Source organism: Candidimonas nitroreducens (assembly GCF_002209565.1).
Taxonomy (GTDB): Bacteria; Pseudomonadota; Gammaproteobacteria; order Burkholderiales; family Burkholderiaceae_B; genus Candidimonas; species Candidimonas nitroreducens.
This window is the reverse complement of record NZ_NJIH01000003.1, coordinates 23468-43621: the sequence shown is the minus strand read 5'-3', so window position 1 is coordinate 43621 and position 20154 is coordinate 23468. Positions and strand designations below refer to the sequence as shown.

Genomic DNA, 20154 nt, shown 5'->3' with positions numbered 1-20154 from the left:
GGTTCGCCCGCCTGCCTGCCGCACTGCGGAGCCTGACATGCCTGAGGTTGCGGATCGGGCCGCGAACGCCGGGACGGACAATCGCGGTTTTCGCCTGTACAAGGTCGTGGCGCGCCACGAGGAAAGCCGGATCATCACATCGCTGGTGCTGGCGCCCGCCGATGGTGCGCCGCCGCCCGATTACCGGCCGGGCCAGCACCTGGTGTTCCGCCTGAAAGACGAGGCGGGCGGCAATATGCTGCGCCATTACAGCGTATCGGGCGACCCCGCCGAACGCGGCCTGCTGCGCATATCGGTCAAGCGTGAACCGGCGCCGCCGGGCCGGCCCGACCTGCCGCCGGGGCGGGGCTCGGCCTATATGCACGACCGTGTGCAGGTGGGCGACGTGCTGGCGGCCGCCGGCCCCATGGGCGGTTTTGTGCTGGATGAAGACAGCGAGCGGCCGGTGCTGCTGCTCAGCGCCGGCGTGGGCCTGACTCCCATGCTGGCCATGCTGTATCGCCTGGTGCGCGGTAGCGGGCGCCGGGTGTATTTCGTGCATGCCTGCGAGAACGGCGAGGTGCACGCCTTTGCCGAAGAAGTCCGGGCGCTGGCAAGCGTGCGGCCCGGCGTGACGGCGCATTTCCGCTACCGCTGCGCCACGGACGAAGACCTGGCGCAGGAGCGCTGCCACAGCCGCGGGCTGGTGGACAAGGCGTTGCTGCAGTCGCTGCTGCCGCTGGACGATTACGAGGTCTACCTGTGCGGGCCGCCGCCATTCATGCAGGCCGGCTGGCGCCTGTTGCGCGGCCTGGGCATAGAGCCCGGCCGCATCCGCTACGAGTTTTTCGGCTCCGCCACGGTGCTGGAGGCGGGCGTTGCGGCCACCGCGGCCGCTCCGGCGGCGGACGGCGTGGCGCCGCGGGCTCCCGCTGTCCCGGTTGCTGCCGAGGCCTGGGCTGGGGAGAGAACAGGGGGGCCGTCGCAGGAAGGGGAATCCGGCTTGACGTCTGGCCTTGCCGCCGCGCGCTCCAGCGTGTCGGAACCAGGCGTGCCGGCCGGCGCCGTGGCGATAGACGCTTCGGCGGCGGGTCATCGCCCGGCGTGCGAGCCCGCGGCCGGGCAGCCAGCCGCCGCCGGGCAGCCGGCCGCTGGGCCGTCGGTGCGCTTCGGCCCTTCGGGGGTGGAAGTGCCCTGGGACGATAGCTGCCCGTCGCTGCTCGACCTGGCCGAGCGCGCCGGATTGAGTCCCGACTTCAATTGCCGGGCCGGCCTGTGCGGCACCTGCATGTCCACGCTGGTCAGCGGTGCGGTGGAATATTTCGAAGAGCCGCTGGATCCACCGCCCGAGGGCAAGGTGCTGCTGTGCTGCTCGCGGCCCGTGGGGCCGGTAGCGGTAGACCTGGCGGGCTGAACAAGCACCGGCGGGCCCACAGGCGCCCGCCCGGCTTCGCTTGCCGCATCGATACGGTCGAATACGGCTGCTAAGGCGCCCGCCGCGTACAGGACGGTATGTCTATAGTGGCAGGCCGGCGAGCCAGGCGCCGCCGCAGCGGCCGAGGCTCGGGGCCTTGCGCCTACTTCTTCTCGGCCATCTCGACCAGCCTCTGGGCTTCCGTAATGGTGCCTTCGTAGCTTTGCGTCATCGACGGCGAGGTCACGTACTTGCCGGCCACCGAGATGCTGGGCGTGCCCTCGATCTGGTAGTTCTTGGCCAGCTCATTGGCGCGCGTGACAGAGGTCTGCACGCCGAAAGAGTCGAAGATGGACTTGAACTTGTTGCGATCCAGGCCCTGCGCCGCCGCCCAGTCGACAATCGCCGGCTCGGCGTAGATGGCTTTGTGCTGCTCGTGGATGGCCTTGAAGACCGCTGCATGCAGATCCAGGCGATTCATGGCCGCCAGCGTGTAGTAAAGCTTCTGCAGATCGGCCATGCTGGCATTGAAGGCCACCGGCACGGGATGGAACACCACGTTCGAGGGCAGCGTCTTGACCCACTTCTCTACCATCGGCTCTATGGCATTGCAATGCGGGCAGGTGTAGGCGAAAAATTCCAGCACCTCGATCTTGCCCGGGGTGTCGGAAGGCTGCGCCTGATCCAGGGTGACGTACAGCGGGCTGCTGCCGGCAGCCTGGCTGGCGGGTGCCAGCATGGCGCCCGAACCCAGGGCGATGATTGCGATTGCACGCAGGAACAGGGTTTTTAGCGACATGATTTATAGTCCGTAGGTAAAGCCGGCCGCAGCCGGAAATGGGTGTGGCAATTGAGACAGTAAACGCCGGCGCAAGTTCAGGTCGGGCCGCGTATGTAGAGCCGCGTAGGCCGGCCCGTATAGTTCGGGCCGCGCGGGCCTGAATCGGGGGTATTGTCGCCTCATATATGCACATACACACGCTGCAACGCGCCGCATCAGGCAGGCGCCGTGAAAATCCAGTACACCCTTGCGCAGAACTTGCCCCAGGCGGTCGCGCGGCAGGCCGGCCTGCGCCGGCCGAACCGCGCCGGCGGGCCTATTGGCGCACCACCGTCGAGGCGATCTTTTCTTCTCCGAGGCGGGTGCGCGAGCGGTTCATTTCATCTATACCCTTGAAAGGCCCGACACGCACGCGATTGACGGTCGTGCCGTTGACCTGCGCCTTCTGCACTGCCACCGGCAGGCCCAGCATCAGGATGCGCGCCTTGACGGCCTCGGCCTCGCTGCTGGAGTGGAACGAGCCGGCCTGCAGATAGTAAACGGTCTGTGTTCCCGGCGCCGCCGCTGCGGGTTTGGGCTGCGTGGCGGCCGCCGAGTGTCCGGACGATGGTGCACGGGCCGGCGCCGCCGGCGCGGCACCCTGGGCGGGCGCGGGCTTGCTGGTGTCGGTAAGCGTGGCGATCAACTTGCTGATATTGTCGTTGGCTGCCGGCGCCGGCGCGCCGTGCGGCGCATTGCCGGGCAGGGGCTTGGGGGCCGTATTGACCGGGCCGCCTTGGGGCAGCGTGCCGGCCCCGCCGTCCGCGCCGTACAGGCCCAGGTTGGGATCGGGCGCGTCCTTGACGTTGGGCAGCAGGGCGGTCTTGGCAGGCTCCCGGGTGGCATGGTCGACGAAGGGCATGGGCGCGCGCATGACGAACGTGGCCACGGCGGCGGCCAGCGCCAGGCCTATGATCAGGCCGGCCAGCATCGCGAACAGGGTGTTGCCGCCCGATCGGGATCCCGAAGATTTGCGCTTGGTATTGGCCATGGCGGATTACATCCTTTCGGGGGCAGATACGCCCAGCAGCCGCAGGCCCGCCGCGATCACCTGGCGGGTCGTAGCCGCCAGGCGCAGGCGCGCCAGCTGCAGGCCGGTTTCCGGCACCAGCACGCGCTCGGCGTTGTACCAGGCGTGGAAATCGGCGGCGCAGTCGCGCAGCCAGAACGCGATATGGTGCGGCGCCAGTTCCTGCGCGGCCAGGGCCACGGTGGCGGGGTATTCCGCCAGGCGCTGCAGCAAGGCGAATTCGGTGGGTGCGGTCAGCAGCTGCGGGTCGGCGCCGGCGATGGTTTCGGCCGGGTGTTCAGACTGGGCCAGCATCGAGCAGATGCGCGCGTGCGCGTACTGGATGTAGTAGACGGGGTTTTCTTCGTTGCGCGACAGCGCCAGGTCGATGTCGAACACGAATTCGGAGTCGGCGCGCCGCTGGATCAGGAAAAAGCGCACCGCATCCTGGCCGACCCAGTCTATCAGGTCGCGCATGGTGACGTAGCTGCCGGCGCGCTTGGAGATCTTGACCTCGGCGCCGTTGCGCACCACTTTCACCATCTTGTGCAGGATGTAGGCGGGGAAGTCTTTGGGTATGCCCAGGTTCAGGCCCTGCAGGCCGGCGCGTACGCGCGCGATGGTGCCGTGGTGGTCGCTGCCCTGGATGTTGATGGCGCGATGGAAGCCGCGTTCCCATTTGGCCACGTGGTAGGCCACATCGGGCACGAAATACGTGTAGCCGCCTTCGGACTTGCGCATGACGCGGTCTTTGTCGTCGCCGGTGCCCAGCTCGGTGGTGCGCAGCCACAGCGCGCCGTCGCTTTCGTAGGTATGGCCGGCGGCGATCAGGGCCTGCACGGTACGCTCGACCTTGCCGCTGGTGTACAGCGAGCTTTCCAGGTAGTAGTTGTCGAACTTCAGCCCGAAGGCCTGCAGGTCGAGATCCTGTTCGCGCCGCAGATAGGTCACTGCGTAGCGGCGGATGTCGTCGAGATTGTCGAGGTCGCCGCTGGCCGTGACCGGCGCGCCGTCGGAGGCCTGCACCGTGGCCTTGGCCTGGAAGTCGCGGGCGATGTCGGCGATGTAGTCGCCCTTGTAGCCGTCGGCCGGGAATTCCGGGGCGTCGGGGGCGATGCCGCGCGCCCGCGCCTGCACGCTGACGGCCAGGTTGTTGATCTGGTTGCCGGCGTCGTTGTAATAGAACTCGCGGGTGACATCATAGCCGCGGGCGGTGAACAGCCGGCACAGCGAGTCGCCCAGCGCCGCCTGGCGCGCATGGCCCACGTGCAGCGGCCCGGTGGGGTTGGCCGAGACGAATTCGACCAGCACTTTCTCGCCGCCGGGCTCCAGCATGCCGTAGCGCTCGCCCTGCTCGGCCACGGCGTGGATCACTGCCTGGCGCGCCGCGGCGGTAAGGCGGAAATTGATGAAGCCGGGGCCGGCGACTTCGGCGCTTTCGGCCAGCTGCCGGAACGCGGAATCGGCCAGCAGCCTTTCGACGATCTGCTGCGCCAGCTCGCGCGGGTTGCGCCGCGCCGGCTTGGCCAGCTGCATGGCGGTGTTGGTGGCGATGTCGCCGTGGGCCGCTATTTTGGGGCGTTCGAGGGTGACCGTGACCTGGGCGTCGGGGACGATGGCGGCCACGGCGGCCTGGATCAGTGCAATAAGTTGTTTTTGTTGCTCTGGGAGCATAAGAAGTGCTGGTATAAGGCGTAGCAGAGCCGTGCGCGGCCCCGCGCAGGGGTCTGGCGGAAGTGCCGGTTGGCGCCGCGTGTTGCGGCGGGCCGGAAGGTATAAATAATAGCGTGATTTGCCGCCGGCCGCCGGCCTTGCGGCTTTAGCGTCAACAGACACTAGCCCGGCGGCGCCGGCCGGGCCATGGCAGTAGGGGGCGCGCTTGCGGCGCGGGCCCATGGGGCCGCCTTCACGCGGGAACGGCTTGCCAGCCCAGCTCTTGTTGCAGCCATAGCGCGTAGCCTGCCATGTCTACCGTGCCGACTTCGTCCGAGCCGCTTGCATGCCAGCCTTCCAGGCGCGCGATGAACTGTTCGGTGGCTTCGCGCCGCTCGCGGCCGAGGTCGGGGTGCTCGTCCTGGCGCGCGTACTGGGTGGTTCCGGCGGCGGTCTGCACAGCGCGGTCGCCGTCGTACAGGGTGCGCACGATGGACGAGCGCTGGTCGTGCAGGATGGGCTCGGTGATCCGGCGGTCGGCCGACGGCGGCGTATCGAAGCGCACCAGCGCCGCCCGCGCCTGCCACAGCATCCAGTTCAGGGCGACGTCGGAAAGGTCGCCGCGCGTCGCGTAGTTGTCGTTTTCGTCGATCGCCAGGCCGCCGCCGATGTCGGAGTGCGCGCCGATGAACGGCGCTTCCACGGCATTGCCGCCGGGCGCGCCGGCGACGCTGGTCAGAGGAAACATCCAGCGGTATTCCTGTAGCGCCACGGCGTGTGCCACCCACTGCCAGGCGGCCGAAATGCTTAGGTCGTACAACTGGTTGGCCACCCCGTCCAGGCCGAACTGGGCCACTGTGTCGAACAGCCCCATGAAGCGCAGGTCGACACAAGCGGTGACCAGGCCCAGATCCGTGTCTTGATAGGAGAACAGGCCGTCGCTGACTTGCTGCGCGATCATATTGCCGAAGTGCCGCGCCATGGCCGCGCCCCGGGAAAAGCCGATGATGTCTATGGGAATGGTCTCGTTGCGCTTGCCCGAGGCCGCCGCGTCGGCCAGTTCGACCAGCAGGAAGTCCCATTGGTTTTCAAGGATCTGCCCGGCCGAGTGGGCGGTGATGGCGTCCCAGTCGAAGGCGGCGGAGTTGCCCGGGCCGCTTTGGTAGAACACGGGCCCGTCCTGGTACCACTGGCTCAGTTTCCAGACATTGGTCTGCGATATGGGGCTGTTGCGCGTGCCGTCGAAGGCGAACAGCAGCAGCCCGAGCGGGTCGGCGTGGCGCCGCGGCTGCTGCGCGGCATAGCCCAGAGCCTGGCTGCCCGGCAGGGGGCCGAGCGGATCGGATTCCAGGTATTGGCCGAGGCCGGGCAGGTAGGTGCGCAGCAGGTTATCGTGCCAGCCGGTGCCGCGATCCAGCACCTGGCCGGGCAGGCGCAGGTCGAGTTCCAGGTCGCCGGCGATGCGCCGCGCCGAGCCGGTGGGTTCGTACTCGGCCAGCCAGCGGATGCGGCCGCCGGCGTCCGTGACCAGGCGGGGCGCGCCCAGCAGGTCGGAGTGCACCGCGTACAGGCTAGCCGTGGGTGCGTGCGTGGCCGGGTCGGTGGCGTAGTCGATGAAGCCCACCAAGGCGTGGCGTGCATAGATATAGCGGCGCGTGATGGAATAGCCTGCCTGTGCCTGTGCCTGTGCCTGTGCCTGTGTTTGTGCTTGCTCTTGTGCTTGTGTTTGCACCGGCCCCTGTCTTTGTGCCTTCCTCTGCTCCCGCTTCCGCTCCTGCCCCTGCCCCTGCTCTTGCTCCGGCCGGCCCGGGCCTCGTCCATGCCGGGCTTCGGCCACCAGGCGGTTGTCCAGGTAGAAATAATCGATGTCGCCGGCCGGAGAGCGCACGGCAATACGCTGGCCGCGCGCATTGTGGAAGTAGCGGTGAGCCAGGCCGTTGCGCTGCGCGGACGCCAGGCGGCGCTGTGGGCCGTATGTCAGCCGGAAGCCGTCGTGCTGCAGCGGCAGGCCGCTGGCGTCGCGCACGATGGCCGGCTTGATGCTGTGGCCCGGCGCGCCGCGCGCAGCCAGCGAGCCGTCTTCGTTCCAGGCATACCAGATGGGCGTTGCGGCTTGCGCCCGTTGCGCGCCCACCAGGCGCGAGCGTGTGTCGTAGGCATAGCGCCAGGCCTGTTCGTGGCGCAGCGAGGGAACGCTATGCCGCTCGCCCGCGATGCGGCCGGCGGCGTCATATTGCAGGTGCTGCGCCCACACCAGCGTGCCGTGGTGGTGCAGCGCCAGGCTGCGGGCGCGGCGGCCGGCGACGCGCACCTGCAGTTCCAGGCCGTTGCCGTAGCGGTAGCCGGGCCGCCGCGGATCGCCGGCGATGACGGGGCGGCTGCGGCCCCGTGCGTCGACCCAGTCTATGGCCTGCAGCCGGCCGCGAGGGCCCCAGCGGTAGTGCAGCGCGCCGCCTTCGGGCAGCTGATGGTGCAGCAGGCGGCCGGCGGGGTCGTACCGGAAGGCTTCGCTGTAGCGGATGGCGGGGCGGGCCCCCAGGGCAGGCCTGGCGACGTCATGGCCTGCCAAGCGTCCGAGGCCATCGTAGTGGCGGGCCTCGGTTTCGTGCGGGTGGTCGATGCGCAGCGGCAGGCCGCCCTGCCAGCTTACGTGCGTGCGGGCCGAGCCCTGCGCATTGCTGTGCAGGATGAGGCTGGGGCGGTTGCGGGCATCGTGGCGATAGGCCCAGCGGTCGCCGTTGGCGTAGGCCCGCTGCATGAGCCGGCCACGCTGGTCGTAGCGCAGGTTTTCGGCACCGGTGAGCGTGCTGGCCCACGCGCTGCGCCGCCCCCATAGCCCGTAGTGCAATTCCAGCCCCGGCCAGCCCGAGCCCGGCGCGCGTATGGCCGCCAGCGCGCCCGAAGGGCGGCGGATCAGGTCGGTTCCGTTGATGTGCAGCAGGCGCCCCTGCGCGTCGTAGCGCGCCCGGGTGCCCGGCGCCGGGCAGCCCGCGCAGGGCGCACCGTCCACTTGTAGTACCCGGTAGTACGCGCCGATGCGGGCGATGCGCAGGCGCGTAAGGCGCCCGCCGCTATCGGTGATCTCGGTCGTGCCGGGCCGCCGCGCCGTGGCGGGTTCGACGTAGCGTATGTGCAGCCGCCCCGCGGCGTCGGGCTGGCCGGGCGCCCACATGACGGCGCGTCCGCGGGTGTCGTAGGCCCAGCTTGCCGTGCGCAGGCTGCGGCCGTCGGCCGCGACGATCTGTATGCCGGTGAGGTGGCGGGCGTGGCCCGCCTGCTGTTGCGGTTCGTACAGGTAGCGGCGCCGCATGCCGTCGGGACGCGCGACTTCGCGCAGGCGCCGGCCCGTGCCCGCGGGCACGGGCTCGAAGACATAGCGGAACATGCCGGCGGGCGATTCGATCCGGTCTATGTAGGCGCGGCCGCCATGGATCTGGTAATGGAACACCAGCGCGACGCCCCGGCTGCCGACCAGCCTGCTGATCTGGCCCGCCTGCGCCCGGGCTTGCAAGCCCGCCGCGGCCGGCGGGTGGCGTTCGATGCGCAATACGTCGCCTTCGGGAAACACGATGCGTGCCAGGCGCCCGCGGCGGTCGAAATAATGCTGCTGGCGGTTGGGCCATATCCAGACCCATAGCCGATTGCGCCGTTCCAGCCTGCCATGGGCGGCGTGCAGGGCGGGCACGACGCCGTGCGCCCCGGCATCGGTGTCGGCGATGAAGGCGATGCGGCTGCCGTCGGCCTGCACGACTTGCCAGCGCCCGCCCGCGTGATACAGCCGCGTGTCGTAAGACCAGGCCCAGCCGCGTCCCAGGGCCGAATCGCGCGGGTCTTGCGCGTTGTAGTGGCGGCGCAGTTCGAGGCGTGGGGCGAGCCGGCTGGGCGGCAGGTCGAGTTCTTGCTGGTATTTATTGCCGGTGGCGAGGTTGACGGGATTGCCCGCCCCCAGGTTGATGCCGGGCTCGGTGCTGGCGGGCAGGGTGGCGATGCCGCCTGCCCCGCAGGGCTGGCCCAGGGGCGTGGGGCCGCAACTGAGCTGCGCATGGGCGCCTGCCGCGCAGCACAGCGCGAGCAGCAGTATCGGGATGCAGCGCGGCGGCATGAGGCGTTCTCCTGCATGGGGCGGTACGGGTAATGCCTCCCATATTGCCGCTTGGCAGCCTGTGCAAGATAGGGTAGTGTATCCATGTGTCCATTGAGGAAAACCTGCCAATGCTAGTTGTATTTCATTCGAAGGCCGCGGCCGAAGTCTTGATGTTCAAAGAGCACGCGCTGCCCATACTGAAGGCGGCGGGTAAGCCCTATACCGACAGCATGCCCGACCGCGGGGTCATCACGCGCGACCAGCTTGCCCAGGCCATCGCCGGCATAGAAAATGCCATCTCGGCGAATCCCGACTCGGCAATTCCCTTCGACAATGACCAGAACGATTCCAAAGAGCATCCCGTGTCGCAGGCGGTAAGCTTCCGGCGCCGCGCCTGGCCTCTGCTGGCCATGCTGAAGCTGTCGCGCGACGAAGACGCCGACGTGCTCTGGGAGCCCGCCCCCACGACCTGGTAGTCGCCCGGGCGGGCCGTCGCCCCCGCCAGGGGATACAAGCAAAACAAAGGGCCAAAACAAAGGCCGCGCCGGCATATAGCCGGCGCGGCCCTTTGCATGGCGCGGCACATGCCGCGCGCAAGGGTCAGGCCGTGGTCGCTTCGGCCGCGGTGGCTTGCGCCGCCTCGGTCGCCGCATGGCGGTTGACGGCGCTGAGGATGGCCAGGAACGATGCCGTGACAATGTCGTGGTGGATGCCCACCCCGAAACCGGTGGCCGAATCGCCTACCCGCAGTTCCACGTAGGACGCGGCGCGGGTGTCGGTGCCGGTGCCTATGGCGTGTTCGTGGTAGTCCATGATGCGTACCGGCATGCCCAAGGCGTTGACGAAGGCGGCGATGGCGCCGTCTCCCTTGCCCTGCAGATGGCGGATCACACCGTTTTCCTCGACCTCGGCCTCGATGGCGAACTGGTGTCCGCTACCGGCCTGCGGGTCGCCGCTGATGCGGTGGCGCACCAGTTTCCAGGGCTGGTTCTGTTCCAGGTACTCTTTGCTGAAGATCTTGTACACCGCGCCGGAGGTGACTTCCGAGCCGGTCTCGTCGGTGACGCGCTGGATGGCGCGGCTGAATTCGATCTGCAGCCGGCGCGGCAGCGCCAGGCCGTGTTCCTGTTCGAGCAGGTAGGCGACGCCGCCCTTGCCGGACTGGCTGTTGACGCGGATCACCGCATCGTAGCTGCGGCCCAGGTCGGCGGGGTCGATCGGCAGGTAGGGCACTTCCCACAGGGCGTCGGGCTGCTGCTGCGCGAAGCCCTTCTTGATGGCGTCCTGGTGCGAGCCCGAGAAGGCGGTGAACACAAGATCGCCGGCGTAGGGGTGGCGCGGGTGCACGGGCAGCTGGTTGCAGTATTCGACGCAGCGGCGCACTTCGTCGATGTCGGAGAAGTCCAGGCCCGGGTGTACGCCCTGGGTGTACAGGTTCAGGGCCAGCGTCACCAGGTCGACGTTGCCGGTGCGCTCGCCGTTGCCGAACAGGCAGCCCTCGATGCGGTCGGCGCCGGCCATGACGGCGAATTCGGCGGCCGCCACCGCGGTGCCGCGGTCATTGTGCGGGTGCACGCTGAGCACGACGCTGTCGCGGCGCTTCAGGTTCTTGTGCATCCATTCGATCTGGTCGGCGTACAGATTGGGCGTGGTGGCCTCGATCGTGGCCGGCAGGTTGAAGATGATCTTGGATTCGGGCGTGGGCTGCCAGACGTCGCCCACCGCGTTGCAGACTTCCAGCGCGAATTCAGGCTCGGTGGTGCTGAAGACCTCGGGCGAATATTCGTAGCGCCACGAGGTTTCCGGATGCTGCGCGGTGAGCTCTTTGACCACGCGGGTGCCGCTGACCGCGATTTCCTTGATCTGGTCTTTGCTCATGTTGAAGACGATCTTGCGGAACGCCGGCGCGCAGGCGTTGTACAGGTGCACGATGGCGCGCTTGGCGCCGGCGGCCGCGTCGACGGTGCGGCGGATCAGGTCTTCGCGTGCCTGCGTCAGCACAATGATGGTGACGTCGTCGGGAATGCGCTTTTCATCGACCAGCTTGCGCACGAAGTCGAAGTCGGTCTGCGAGGCGGAAGGAAAGCCGACCTCGATTTCCTTGAAGCCGACTTTTATCAACTGTTCGAAGAAGCGCAGCTTGCGCTCTACGCTCATGGGCTCGATCAGCGACTGGTTGCCGTCGCGCAGATCGGTGCTCATCCAGATGGGCGGATGCTCGATGCGCCGCGACGGCCAGGTTCGTTCGGAGAAATCGCGGGTAAAAGGGCGGAACGGCCGGTATTTATCGGAAGGACGGGGAATCATGTCGTGCACCTATCAGGCTGGAATCTAAGCGAGATCGCCGGCTGGCACGGGATATTCAGGAATGGGCCGAGCGGCGATGTATGTATGCGTGGCGCAACGGTTGCCGAACTGCCACGGGAACGCTAGGCCCGGCAACCGATCGGTAGCAGTAGCGATAGGGCGAGGGGAAGGGAAGAAGCCGCGGGGGGCGTGGAAGCGCCATGGGAAGAACCAATGCGCGCACAACCGCCCGCAGCGTGGCTGCGCAAGACGGATTGAAGGGAATGGGCGCGTGCTTCCATTCCCATAGTCGACCATATTTTCACGAAGATTGCAAGCCGCTGGCGCCTGGCGCGGGGGCGGGCGCGGCGGTATCCAGGGCCTGTTCGTGCTGGCGCGCCAGCGTGATCTTGGCGGCGCGGCGCGCCCGCAACTCGTGGGCGGTGCGTTGCAGATCGCCAACGGTGACCGGGTCGCGGCGGTCTTGCCAGGCCCAGCGCAGCACCTCTTTGGCGGGTTCGGACAATTGCTGCACCAGTTCGGTGAACATCTCGGCGCTGACCAGCTTGCCGCGCACTTTGTCCTGGCTGCCGCGCACGTAGCGGTACAGAAAATACGCAATAATTAGCGTGCAGAGCGCGACCAGGCCCCACCAGAAGAAGGGGTTGTACTGCTGGATGAATTCGATGGCCTGCGGGCCCAGCGCATGCAGGCCCGAATAATCGAGATCGTGGCCAAAGGCCACCAGGCGATTGAGCAGGTCGTACCAGATCAGCGCCACCACCACGATCACCACCACGCAGGTGATTTTCTGGGCCGCGGTCAGCTTGAGCAAGGCATTGCGCAGCAGGGCGTCATCTTGGCGGGTGGGCTGTGATGTTGGATTCTGTTTCATGCAAAATATTGTACCTATGCAAGCGCGCCATTCATTAGAACTTCGTAACCATCAGCAATTGGCGCTGACACCCCAGCTGCAGCAATCGATACGGTTCCTGCAGCTTTCGGCGCCCGACCTCGAGGCGGAAATCGTGCAGGCGCTGCAGGACAACCCGCTGCTCGAGCGACAGCCGGAGGCAGAGTATGACATTGATGGCGCGGCACCGGAACCCGCCGAGCCCCAGGCCGCCGATGCCGAGCCGCGCGACGATTGGGCCAACCTGACCCTGCCGGGGCGTCATGCTGGCGAAGACGGCGAATTCGAACGGCCCGAGGCGGCCGCGACGGAAACATTGGCGCAGCACCTGCTGGGCCAGCTCGGGCTGACGCGCGCCGGCGGGCGCGACGTGGCCTTGGTGACGCTGCTGATCGACGAACTCGACGACGACGGCTATCTGCAGACGCCGCTCGAGGAAATCGCGGCCTGCCTGCCGCCCGAGCTGGGCGTCGAAGCCGAAGAGCTGAATACGGCCTTGCGGCTGCTGCAATCCTTCGACCCGCCCGGGGTGGGCGCGCGCTCTCTGGGCGAATGCCTGATTCTGCAGATGGATGCGGGCGGCGGCCAGGGCGATGCACAGGTGCGGGCCTGCGCGCGCGTGCTGGCGCAGCGCCATCTGGATCTGCTCGCCACCGGCAATCTGGCGCGCCTGCGCGCGGCCCTGGACTGCTCGCAGGAAACCCTGCGCGGTGCGCATGCGCTGCTGCGCGGGCTCGAGCCCCGGCCTGGCCGTGCCTGGGCGGGCAACGTCGCCGACTTCGTGACGCCCGAGGTGCTGGTGTCCAGGGCGGGGCGCCGCTGGGTGGCGCGCCTGAATCCCGCCACCGTGCCGCGGCTGCGCGTCGACAGCCACTACGAGCGCCTGCTGTCGCAAAGCGGCGAGCGCGGCCCGCTGCACGAGCAATTGCAGCAGGCTCACGGTCTGCTGCGCAGCGTCAACCAGCGTTTCGAAACCGTGCTGCGGGTGGCGCAGGCCATCGTCGAACGCCAGCAGGAATTCTTCGAACGCGGCATGCAGGCCATGCGGCCGCTGGTGCTGCGCGATATTGCCGAGGCCCTGGGCATGCACGAATCCACCGTGTCGCGCGCCACCCGCCAGAAATATGCGGCCACGCCCTGGGGCGTGCTGGAACTGAAGCGTTTCTTCGGTAGCGCGCTGGGCACGGAGGACGGCGACACGACCTCGGCCGCCGCGGTGCGCACGCTGATTGCGCAACTGGTGTCCCAGGAGTCGGGCGCCAAGCCCTTGTCGGACAGCCAGATCGCGGCCAGCCTGAGCGAGCGCGGCGTGGTGATCGCGCGCCGCACCGTGGCCAAGTACCGCGAAGCCGCGGGCATCCAGCCCGCTTCCTTGCGCAAGGCCCGGGCCGCGCTGGAATCGGGCTGAGCGCGGGCGCGGGGTGCGGCGGCAGTTGTGGCGGCGAGCCGACGCGGTGCAGCATTTGTCGCTTGCTTTTTACAGGGCGACGGATGATAATTGTTCTCATGTTCATTTGTATCTGCAACGCTATCACCGAAAGCCACGTCCGTTCCGCTGTTGCGGAAGGGGCCAGCTCGCTGTCGGATCTGCAGGCCCAATTAGGGGTCGCGACCTGCTGCGGCTGCTGCGCTGAAACGGTTGCCGAATATCTGCCTGGCGGCCGCCATGCCGAGCACGCCACCGGCGAGTACGGCCTGGGTGGCGGTGTGCTGGCGGGTGCCGCAGCCAACGACGCCCGTGTCGGTGCCGCCGAGCTGGTGGAAGTCGTCGCCCGCCGCGCCTGATCCGCTGCCGCGCCTGTGCGTTTCCGGGGCGCCTTTCCGGCGGCCGTGAATCGCAACGACAGGCTTAGGGGCGGTGCCGTTGCTTTTTGTTTCAAATTTCCCGCATCGGCTTTCCCTCCTCTTCATCGCCGTGGCGGCCCTGTCCGCCGGTCTGTTTTGTCCCCGATTTTTCCCAAAAATGCGCTGGTGCTTGCCGCCGCAGCCCTTGTTCCATCTGGCATCCGCTCTTGCAAGGCCTTGAGCGGTAGCTACATGTGGAATCATTAGCGTTCCCATCCCCGTTCTCTGTACGCGCCCTTCGCCCCGTTCAAGGTGGGTGAAATCGTCGATTTCCCATGCTAGCCTTGCATTTATGACGGCGCCATGGCGCGCCGCGCTGCGGGTGTACGCCCGCTCGATGCTGCTTGTTTCAGCAGCCGCGCAACTTACAGGAGCATGGCCATGAAAGGTGATAAAACCGTCATCCAATATTTGAATCAACAGCTCAAGAACGAGCTTACCGCCATCAATCAGTATTTCCTGCATGCCCGCATGCTGCGGCATTGGGGCCTGAACAAGATGGGCAAGCATGAATACGATGAGTCGCTGGGCGAAATGAAGCATGCCGACCGCCTGATCGAGCGCATTTTCATGCTGGACGGCCTGCCCAATCTGCAGGATCTGCATAAATTGCTGATCGGCGAGACCGTGCCCGAGATCCTGCAGTGCGACCTGAAGCTGGAATCCATGGCCCAGGACACGGTGAAGGAAGGTATGGCGTACTGTGAATCGGTGCGCGACTTCGTGTCGCGCGACCTGTTCCAGGACATACTCAACGACACCGAAGAGCATATCGACTGGCTGGAAACCCAGATCGAGCTGGTCGGCAAGGTGGGCGAGCAGAACTACCTGCAGTCGCAAATGGACGAGTAGCGGGCAAATATCGGGTGAACAGCGGGCAGCGCCCGCGAGCCTCCGCCGAAAGCGGGGCGCGGGCCTGCTGCCGTGCGCCGCGCTTCGTGCCCCTATTGATGCGCCGTCAAAACTGTGGATGCGCTGTCAAAAAGCCCGCGGCGTTGCTTTGCCCGGGCGTATCCATACTACTTATGCCGTTCGACGGCTACGTGCGTGATTCTTCCGGCACTCTTGTCGCTTTGATCCGGCACGCTTGTCGCTTTGAGCGCAAGCCCGTATCAGAAGCTCTTGGCCGGGCAGTCGGGCACTTTGCCCCAGGCGTTGTTGGGCTCGCAGTACTTCTTGCGGGCAGTCCAGGCGCAGCTGGGCCTTTCGAAGAAGCTCTGGGCACTGCAAGCGAGAATTTCGCGATGCAGGGCGGTGCGCCACTCGCCGCTGTTGTCCAGCGGCGGTGCGGGCGGCGGGGGCGGAGCTTCGACGGGCTGGACTGGCTGCACGGGCTGGATCGGCTGAATGGGCTGCGAGCCGTTGGTGCCGACGCCGCCGCCCAAGTTCAGGCCGCCCACGTCGGCGATGCCCACTAGCGGCTGGCCGGCGCCCGCGCCGGCCGCTGCGATTTGTTTGGCCTCGTCTTCCGTGATGGTGGTGGTGGCCAGATCTACCACGGCATTCGGGTTGGAAGCGTCAACCAGCGCCTTTTCGGGTAGTTCCCAGGTAACCGGCGGGATGGGTTCGGGCACGCCGAAGGTGCCGTTGACCAGAGGCTGGGGCGGTCGGGCCGTGTAAGGACGGCCGTTGGCGTCCAGCACCGGCACGGCATCGGTTTTGGACTGGCCGGGCATGTCGGTGGCCGCCACGGGGGCGTGCACCACCAGCCAGTCTCCCAGGCGCAGGCCGCCCCAGGCGGACGCGCCTGCGGCAACCAGCAATACGACAATGAGGAAACGCCAGGACATGCGACTTACCCTCGGTTCATGAAATGTATGAGCCTCTGCTGCCCGGGGGCGGCGGCTGAGGCACGCGGGCGCCAGCCCGCCGCGGTGGCCATCCAGAGGACAAATCCTAGTATAAACAACGCGGGCACGCGTGCGCCCGCGAGAATGTTAGGAGAAGTTCTGATCTTGCCGGCGGCGTATCGTTCCCCGACGGCGGGTTGAGGACTGCCCATGGCGCGTTCAGGCCTTGTCGCCGAACACTTGGCCGCCATGCTCGCGCATGGCGTGGAAGTGCACGGCCGGGTACAGCTCTGCGGCGACCCGCAGCTGGGCTGGCGAGCTGGCCAGGAAGGCCACGGCATCGACCACGTCGTAGGCGATATTGGCGGCGTTCGAATCGAGGAATTTGCGCAGCGCCTTCGGGTCGTCCGACGTGATCCAGCGCGCCATGTTGTAGCGCGACGGCATCAGCCGCGCGTCCACGCCGTATTCGGTCTTGAGGCGGTGCGCCACCACTTCGAACTGCAGCTGGCCGATCGCTCCCAATAGCAGCGCCCCGCCGGCCGCCGCCGGCTTGAACACCTGGATCGCGCCTTCTTCCCCCAGCTGTGTCAGCCCGGTGCGCAATTGCTTGGTGCGCAGCGGATCTTTGACTTCCACCGCCTGGAACAGCTCGGGCGCGAAGAAGGGCAGGCCGGTGAACTGCAGGTTCTCGCCCTCGGTGAGCACGTCGCCCAACTGCAGCACGCCGTGATTGGGGATGCCGATGACGTCGCCGGCATAGGCCTCGTCCAGCAGTTCGCGGCGCTGCGAAAGAAACGACACGACGTTGTTGGGGCGGATTTCCTTGCCGGTGCGCGACACCTTCAGGCGCATGCCGCGCTCGAAGCGCCCCGAACTGACGCGCAGGAAGGCGACGCGGTCGCGGTGCGCCGGATCCATATTGGCCTGCACCTTGAATACCACGCCGCTGAAGCGCGGTTCGTCGGGCTGCACTTCGCGCTCCAGGGCGGCGCGCGGCCCGGGCTTGGGCGCCAGCTCCACCAGCGCGTCGAGCACTTCCTGCACGCCGAAATTATTGATTGCCGAGCCGAAGAACACCGGGGTCTGGCGGCCGGCCAAGAAGGCGGCGTGGTCGAAGGGCTGGGCCGCTGCTTCGATCAGGTCGATTTCCTCGCGGGCCTGGGCGTAGGCGTCGCCGAAGCGTTCGGCAATCGCCGGATTGTCGCGGCCGTCGATGATTTCGTCTTCGGCGCCGCGCCGTTCCTGGCCAGCCTTGAAGACGCGCATGCGGTCGCGGCGGATGTCGAACACGCCGCCGAAGGCGCGGCCCATGCCCACGGGCCAGGAAAAGGGCACGGCGTCCATGCCCAGGTGCGCTTCGATCTCGGAGAGCAGGTCGAGCGGCTCGCGCACCTCGCGGTCGAGCTTGTTGATGAAGGTGATGATGGGCGTGTTGCGCGCACGGCAGACCTGCAGCAGCCGTATCGTTTGCGGCTCCACGCCGTTGGCCGCGTCGATCACCATCAGTGCCGCGTCCACCGCGGTCAGCACGCGGTAGGTGTCTTCGGAGAAGTCTTGGTGGCCCGGGGTGTCGAGCAGGTTCAGCACGCAGTCGCGGTATTCCATCTGCATGACCGAAGAGGCCACCGAGATGCCGCGCTGCTTTTCGATTTCCATCCAGTCGGAGGCCGCATGGCGGCTGGCCTTGCGCGCCTTGACGCTGCCCGCGATCTGGATCGCGCCGGCGAACAGCAGCAGTTTCTCGGTAAGTGTGGTCTTGCCCGCGTCGGGGTGGGAAATGATGGCGAAGGTGCGTCGCCGCGCGACTTCTTGTTTGATGCTCATGCGAGGATTTTAACGTGTGTGCGCGCCGCGGCTGCGTGGCGGCGCATGGCGCTTACGGGCTTATTTGTGGCGGCTGAACGTGGCCAGCACCGTGCCGGCAAGGATGAACAGCGCGCCGAAGCAGCGGTTGAGCCAGCGCACGTGGCGCGGCTTGCGCAGCAGCTTCAGGGCGCGCGAGGCCAGGGCGGTATAGCAGCCCATGGCCACGATGTCGGTGAAGCACAGCGTCGCGCCTATGGCCAGGTACTGCGGCGTCAGCGCCCGCGTGGGATCCAGGAACTGCGGCACCACGGCCAGCAGGAACACGGTGCCCTTGGGGTTGGTGACGTTCACCAGCCAGCCGCGCAGCAGCAGTTCGCGGATGCGGAAGGCGGCCGGGTTGCCGGCGTCCACGGCCACGGGCGAAGCGTCGCTGCGGAATTGCCGCCAGCCCAGGTAGATCAGATAGCCCACGCCCAGCCACTTGACGATGGCGAAGCCCACCTCGGACGCGGACAGCAGCGCTCCCAGGCCCACGCTTACCACCAGCAGCTGGCACAGGATGCCCGAGATCAGCCCCAGCGTGATCCAGTAGCCGCGCAGGAAGCCGTACTTGAGCCCCGCGGCCATGGCCGAGACGGCGCCCGCGCCGGGAGAGAACGAGATCGCCCAGGAAGCGGCGAAAAAGGTAAGCCAGGTGGACAGCGGCATGGCGGCAGGCCTCGCACGGGTTTTGCAATCAAAGCGGCAGGCGCCTGGAGGAACGAGGCGCGCAGCCGCTGACGGTACAGATAGTACGGCAAGGCGCCGCAACGCCTCTGCCTTTTTTGATTGCGCGCCCCGTCAGGCGGATTTTCTCAGCAGCGCCGCGGCGCCCTGTGCGGGCCGGCGGCCGCTGCCGCTAGCCCGCGCGGAGTCGGGGCGGGCCGCTGTTTCGGCGCGCCCTGCGGCCGGCCTGGCCGAACCGGGCCGGGGCGTGCCGGAACGGGCCGCGCCCGACCTTTCGCCTTCGCGCCGTTCCGCGTTCCTGGCCGCCGGCTGTGCCGGCCGGCCCTGTGCCGACGGGCGGGCGCCGCGCGCACGCGGTGCGGCGTCCTGGCGGCCACGCCCCTGGCCCGCGCCGAAACGTCGTCCGGGCTGGGGTTCGCGCCGCTCGGGGGTGGGGTCGGCCTTGACCATCGAGGGCGACCAGCCCGCCACGGTGCTGCGTTCTATGGGCTTGCGGATCAGCTTCTCGATGGCATTGAGCAGCTTGATTTCGCTGGAGTCCACCAGCGACAGGGCCGCGCCTTCGCTGCCGGCGCGGCCGGTGCGGCCGATGCGGTGCACATAGTCTTCCGGCACGTTGGGCAGCTCGAAGTTGACCACGTGGGGCAGTTGTTCGATGTCCAGGCCGCGCGCGGCGATGTCGGTGGCCACCAGCACGGCGACCTTGCCGTCCTTGAAGCCGCTGAGCGCGCGGGTGCGCGCCGCCTGGCTCTTGTTGCCGTGGATCGCGGCGGCCGACAGGCCGTCCTTGACGAGTTTTTCGGCCAGGCGGTTGGCGCCGTGCTTGGTGCGGGTGAAGACCAGCACCTGGTGCCAGCCGCTTTCGCGGATGATGTGGCTGAGCAGGTCGCGCTTGTGCGATTGTTCGGTCATGACCACGCTCTGGCTGACCAGTTCCGAAGCGGTGTTGCGCCGTGCCACCGAGACTTCCACCGGCTGGTTCAGCACACCGCGCGACAGCTCGCGGATCTCGTCGGAGAAGGTGGCGGAGAACAGCAGGTTCTGGCGCTGCTTGGGCAGCAGCGCGAGCACGCGCCGTATGTCGCGGATGAAGCCCATGTCCAGCATGCGGTCGGCTTCGTCGAGCACCAGGATTTCCACGCCCGACAGATCCACGGTCTTTTGCTGCGCGTGATCCAGCAACCGGCCCGGCGTCGCCACCAGGATGTCCAGGGGTTTGCGCAGGGCGCTGATCTGCGGGTTGATATTGACGCCGCCGAACATCACCATGGTGCGCATCGAGGTGTACTTGCCATAGGTGCGTACCGATTCTTCCACCTGTGCGGCCAGTTCGCGCGTCGGCGTCAGGATCAGGCAGCGCGGCCGCCCGGGCTTGCGCTGCGCCAGCGGGCGCTGCATGAGCTGGTGCAGAATCGGCAGCGTGAAGCCGGCGGTCTTGCCGGTGCCCGTCTGGGCCGCGGCCAGGACGTCGGTGCCTTGCATCACGGTGGGGATGGCCTGCGCCTGGATGGGGGTCGGCTGGCTGTAGCCGGTATCGGAAATGGCGCGCAGTAAGGGCTCTGCCAAGCCCAGCGAGGCAAATGAAGATTGCGTATTCAAGAAAAACTCCCGCGACAGCCTATCGCTCGAGTCGAGAGAGACCAATCTAGGCAGGCGAAAAAAGGTGAGGCTGAGGGATCAGCTGCTGGCAGGGCCGACAGGATCAATACGATCACGGCCTGCGAGATGCGCGTTGACTGGCATGACGCGCTAAGCCTGCCATTGTAGCGTAGATGCGCCACGCCTGTCGTATGCGGCGGCATTCCAAGTGGAATGCCGGGCGCTCG

Annotated in this window: 16 protein-coding genes; 5 read left to right on the top strand and 11 right to left on the bottom strand. The window is 67.4% G+C overall.

Going from position 1 to position 20154, the window contains the following annotated elements; all coding sequences use genetic code 11:
• Positions 1–37: 37 nt before the first annotated feature.
• Positions 38–1393 carry a 2Fe-2S iron-sulfur cluster-binding protein gene (locus CEY11_RS03950; protein ID WP_088602076.1) on the top strand — a complete coding sequence of 452 codons (1356 nt, stop codon included), beginning with the start codon at positions 38–40 and terminating at the stop codon, positions 1391–1393.
• Positions 1394–1556: 163 nt separating this feature from the next.
• On the opposite strand, the gene CEY11_RS03945 is transcribed toward CEY11_RS03950, so the two are convergent.
• The 4 genes from CEY11_RS03945 to CEY11_RS03930 all read right to left on the bottom strand — a co-directional run bounded on the left by CEY11_RS03945 (position 1557) and on the right by CEY11_RS03930 (position 8977).
• Entirely contained in the window at positions 1557–2192 is a 636-nt protein-coding gene (locus CEY11_RS03945) for a thiol:disulfide interchange protein DsbA/DsbL (RefSeq protein ID WP_088602075.1), read from the bottom strand.
• 298 nt (positions 2193–2490) lie between these two features.
• On the bottom strand, positions 2491–3204 hold the full coding sequence (locus CEY11_RS03940) for an SPOR domain-containing protein (protein ID WP_088602074.1): 714 nt from the start codon (positions 3202–3204) through the stop codon (positions 2491–2493).
• Between the two features lie 6 nt (positions 3205–3210).
• Entirely contained in the window at positions 3211–4896 is a 1686-nt protein-coding gene (argS, locus tag CEY11_RS03935) for an arginine--tRNA ligase (protein WP_088602073.1), read from the bottom strand.
• Between the two features lie 232 nt (positions 4897–5128).
• On the bottom strand, positions 5129–8977 hold the full coding sequence (locus tag CEY11_RS03930) for a phospholipase effector Tle1 domain-containing protein (RefSeq protein ID WP_088602072.1): 3849 nt from the start codon (positions 8975–8977) through the stop codon (positions 5129–5131).
• Positions 8978–9087: 110 nt separating this feature from the next.
• Between CEY11_RS03930 and CEY11_RS03925 the strand changes: the two genes are divergently transcribed.
• Positions 9088–9435 (top strand): DUF1840 domain-containing protein, encoded by a 348-nt coding sequence (locus tag CEY11_RS03925; protein WP_088602071.1) that lies wholly within the window; start codon positions 9088–9090, stop codon positions 9433–9435.
• Positions 9436–9559: 124 nt separating this feature from the next.
• On the opposite strand, the gene leuA is transcribed toward CEY11_RS03925, so the two are convergent.
• Positions 9560–11266 (bottom strand): 2-isopropylmalate synthase, encoded by a 1707-nt coding sequence (gene leuA, locus CEY11_RS03920; RefSeq protein WP_088602070.1) that lies wholly within the window; start codon positions 11264–11266, stop codon positions 9560–9562.
• Positions 11267–11567: 301 nt separating this feature from the next.
• Complete coding sequence (locus tag CEY11_RS03915; RefSeq protein ID WP_198958828.1) at positions 11568–12140, bottom strand: hypothetical protein; 573 nt, start codon at positions 12138–12140, stop codon at positions 11568–11570.
• Positions 12141–12156: 16 nt separating this feature from the next.
• On the opposite strand from CEY11_RS03915, the gene rpoN reads away from it, so the two are divergent.
• Together rpoN and CEY11_RS03905 are read left to right on the top strand one after the other, a co-directional pair.
• The gene (rpoN, locus tag CEY11_RS03910) at positions 12157–13566 is read left to right on the top strand and encodes an RNA polymerase factor sigma-54 (RefSeq protein WP_456297769.1); all 1410 of its coding nucleotides are present in this window, start codon (positions 12157–12159) and stop codon (positions 13564–13566) included.
• 98 nt (positions 13567–13664) lie between these two features.
• Positions 13665–13943 carry a (2Fe-2S)-binding protein gene (locus CEY11_RS03905; protein WP_088602068.1) on the top strand — a complete coding sequence of 93 codons (279 nt, stop codon included), beginning with the start codon at positions 13665–13667 and terminating at the stop codon, positions 13941–13943.
• A gap of 91 nt (positions 13944–14034) precedes the next feature.
• Here CEY11_RS03905 and CEY11_RS25910 read toward each other — a convergent pair whose 3' ends face one another.
• Positions 14035–14157 carry a hypothetical protein gene (locus CEY11_RS25910; protein WP_269845250.1) on the bottom strand — a complete coding sequence of 41 codons (123 nt, stop codon included), beginning with the start codon at positions 14155–14157 and terminating at the stop codon, positions 14035–14037.
• Positions 14158–14384: 227 nt separating this feature from the next.
• Here CEY11_RS25910 and bfr point away from each other — a divergent pair, with 227 nt between their 5' ends.
• Positions 14385–14855 (top strand): bacterioferritin, encoded by a 471-nt coding sequence (gene bfr, locus CEY11_RS03900; protein ID WP_088602712.1) that lies wholly within the window; start codon positions 14385–14387, stop codon positions 14853–14855.
• 260 nt (positions 14856–15115) lie between these two features.
• Here bfr and CEY11_RS03895 read toward each other — a convergent pair whose 3' ends face one another.
• From CEY11_RS03895 to CEY11_RS03880, 4 genes are all read right to left on the bottom strand, one after another.
• Positions 15116–15793, bottom strand: a complete 678-nt coding sequence (locus tag CEY11_RS03895; protein WP_088602067.1) for a 5-formyltetrahydrofolate cyclo-ligase — start codon at positions 15791–15793, stop codon at positions 15116–15118.
• Positions 15794–16012: 219 nt separating this feature from the next.
• Positions 16013–17620, bottom strand: coding sequence for a peptide chain release factor 3 (locus CEY11_RS03890; protein ID WP_088602066.1), 1608 nt, complete (start codon positions 17618–17620; stop codon positions 16013–16015).
• A 60-nt stretch (positions 17621–17680) separates the two neighbouring features.
• Complete coding sequence (locus CEY11_RS03885; protein WP_088602065.1) at positions 17681–18310, bottom strand: LysE family translocator; 630 nt, start codon at positions 18308–18310, stop codon at positions 17681–17683.
• A 132-nt stretch (positions 18311–18442) separates the two neighbouring features.
• On the bottom strand, positions 18443–19927 hold the full coding sequence (locus tag CEY11_RS03880; RefSeq protein ID WP_198958827.1) for a DEAD/DEAH box helicase: 1485 nt from the start codon (positions 19925–19927) through the stop codon (positions 18443–18445).
• Between the last annotated feature and the right edge of the window lie 227 nt (positions 19928–20154).